At 55.6% G+C, this 2,378-nt stretch carries 4 protein-coding genes; 1 reads left to right on the top strand and 3 read right to left on the bottom strand.

Features of this window, described 5'->3' with window-relative positions:
- Window positions 1–151 precede the first annotated feature (151 nt).
- Window positions 152–559 (top strand): hypothetical protein, encoded by a 408-nt coding sequence (locus tag IQ256_RS28905; RefSeq protein WP_193859131.1) that lies wholly within the window; start codon window positions 152–154, stop codon window positions 557–559.
- 96 nt (window positions 560–655) lie between these two features.
- Here the strand turns inward: IQ256_RS28905 and IQ256_RS28910 are convergent, their stop codons facing one another.
- From IQ256_RS28910 to IQ256_RS28920, 3 genes are all read right to left on the bottom strand, one after another.
- Window positions 656–922 (bottom strand): hypothetical protein, encoded by a 267-nt coding sequence (locus IQ256_RS28910; protein ID WP_193859132.1) that lies wholly within the window; start codon window positions 920–922, stop codon window positions 656–658.
- Window positions 923–1,252: 330 nt separating this feature from the next.
- Window positions 1,253–2,059, bottom strand: a complete 807-nt coding sequence (locus IQ256_RS28915) for a hypothetical protein (protein ID WP_228025393.1) — start codon at window positions 2,057–2,059, stop codon at window positions 1,253–1,255.
- Window positions 2,060–2,097: 38 nt separating this feature from the next.
- A partial coding sequence (locus tag IQ256_RS28920; RefSeq protein WP_228025394.1) for a hypothetical protein occupies window positions 2,098–2,378 on the bottom strand: 281 nt, incomplete at its 5' end.

A 2,378-nucleotide genomic window follows, 5' to 3' on the forward strand; every position in this document is an offset into this window, starting at 1 on the left:
GACAGCCCCGGTGTAAGCCGTGCATGTGCATCGTGCGGAACTGGGAGCGTGAGCGGCAGCGTCGGCTCACGTGGCTAGAGCGCAAAGGCCTAGCGATCACGCCTCAGCACAGGACCAGGAGTTTCCCAAGGAACCCCTCAAGGCCCGACCCATGCCGCTGATGCCGAACGTCTACTTCGCCCAGCGCGGGAAGTGCGGCCCGCACAAGAAGCGGATGCTGACGCCAGAGGAGGAGGCCAAGAAGATGAAACGTCAGGAGCGCCTTGAGAGAACCAAGGCCTACCAGAAGGCGCAGAAGGCACCGCTTCGACGAGATAGCCTGCTCTTCTCCATCGAACACACCGATTGGTATCTTTCCTACGTGCGCGATCATGTCCGAGAGTACGGCGACATGCATCTCTACGTTCGGCACCCCAAGACCGGAGAGTCGCGCAGAACGCCTTGGAGGGTCTACCAAGGGACGCTGCAGGGGTTGGAAGCGTACACAGCACCACGCTTGCAGGAACTGAGAGCCAAGCTGTCGGTCACCCCTGAGGTGGCGCTGCCTGCTCTCGCGTAGGGCTGTTGTACAGGGCCGTCCTTCTCGTGATGAACAATTACCCAGCGAGAAGTCAGACCAGCCTGCTCAACACCTTTAGTCGGCTTGATGCCGTCGTTACGCCTTGCTGATTGGGTCCATATCAATGACGTAGCCAAGCGCGGTCATATATCGCTCAAGCGTTAGCACCTTGTTGTACGAGTACGGTTCCTCGAATGGGCCCCTGTCGGCGAGTTCAAGACTTCCGCTAGCCATGTCGTAAAGCTGACTTGCCGCAACTAGCCGTTCTTCTCGATCTTTGATGCCCTGAAAAAGAACTGTCAGCGCGTCATGCATCGCATCGATTTTGGCTTCGATAATGTCTAGGCGTGGATCTTCGCTCATTGGTCCCCTGATGCTCTCATCGGTTCTGCTGGTTTGATCCCTGATGAAATCCCAAAGATCGTTTTTGGTCTAGCAACCCGAGGCCCTTTATGATCGGACCAGCACCGCCCATTCCCCCCGGTGGGGGCACTTGATTTAGGGCACGAAGCCCTGCCTCGAGCCGCGCACGCCACCGCTTGTGTTACAAGGCGTCACACGCCTGCGAGCCACGCCTCCCCGTTACCACTGTAATTGTTTGGCTTTCCATCCGTTACATCAGTATATTGGCAATTCAACTTAGCTGAATTGTTCAACCCCAGAAGAGCGATCAACTGTCGTTTTCGAACTTCCTTATTGGTTCAGGAAATCGTCCATGCTTGCCGCCCTAGAGCGGTTAGCCCGTTCAACAGCTGGGGGCAACATCTCGGCAAGGCCCTCTATTTGCGTGACGTCGACATTGTGCACCGAGAGTGTGTTGTGGAGGTTCTCAAGAAGCATTCCCTCTGGGTCTACATCGTTCGCTTCATACCGAGCATAAGCGTAAAGAAGATCAACCCGCGTAGAGATCACTCCCAGATACCTAATGTAGTCCAACATGTTTATCCGAAGGACAAGCAAGGTTCTGCGCCCATAATCGGGGCGATCCAATGAGGATGTTAAAGCTTGCAGCCGCGAATGCATTATTTGGATTTCGGATAGCAATACGCTTACATATTGGCGAATGTTCGGAGTGCCGTATTCGATGATCTCTTGGAAGGAATTCTTAAACCCCTCAGGCAACTCTGGTGGGGACTGACGCAGCGGACCGGGTTCTACGCGGTCGTTAGGCCCCGTTCTATCTAACAGCTCTAACAGTAGCTCGAAGCCTTGAGCTGTGTAGGTTTGCAGCTCTGACAAAACAAACGGCATGTATGCTCGGGCAGCGATTTGCCTTCTAAGCGACGACCGCCACTCCCAAAACTGAGAGCCTGCGAAGGCGACCACGCCAGCTGTCAGCGCGACCATGCCAGCATTAAGCGTTTGCCAGCGTTCCCATACTTCCTGAACAGCCATCCAGTCGAAGCCATTCAGAAACCAAGGGGCAACCACTGCCGAGACAAACCAAAGCAAGAATACGACCGTGGCAACCCCATAGTGCCACGCCTTCGGTATCCACAATTGGACAGCTGTTCCGCCTTGCCCCCTAAACATCCCAGCTACTGCCCATCCGGTGCCACCCCTCGCAGCACCTCGATAATTGACTGCCCACCAGATGCGCTATCGCCCCTGCCCCGAACAAAGCCCGTATCCTGCGGTTGGAAAATACATGCCGCCGCGTGGGTAAGCACCACGTCTCTGTCAGCATCGCTTCGCGCAGCCTCCGCCAACGCCCTGTAAGTTTGGAGCGCAGTTTGCCGCTGTCGATTTACGACGGCGTTGTGTTTGTGAGAAAAGTAGTTTCGAGCACATGCATATAGCGCGTAGAGCAGCACGGCGA

It is taken from the genome of cf. Phormidesmis sp. LEGE 11477 (assembly GCF_015207105.1).
Taxonomy (GTDB): Bacteria; Cyanobacteriota; Cyanobacteriia; order Phormidesmidales; family Phormidesmidaceae; genus Phormidesmis.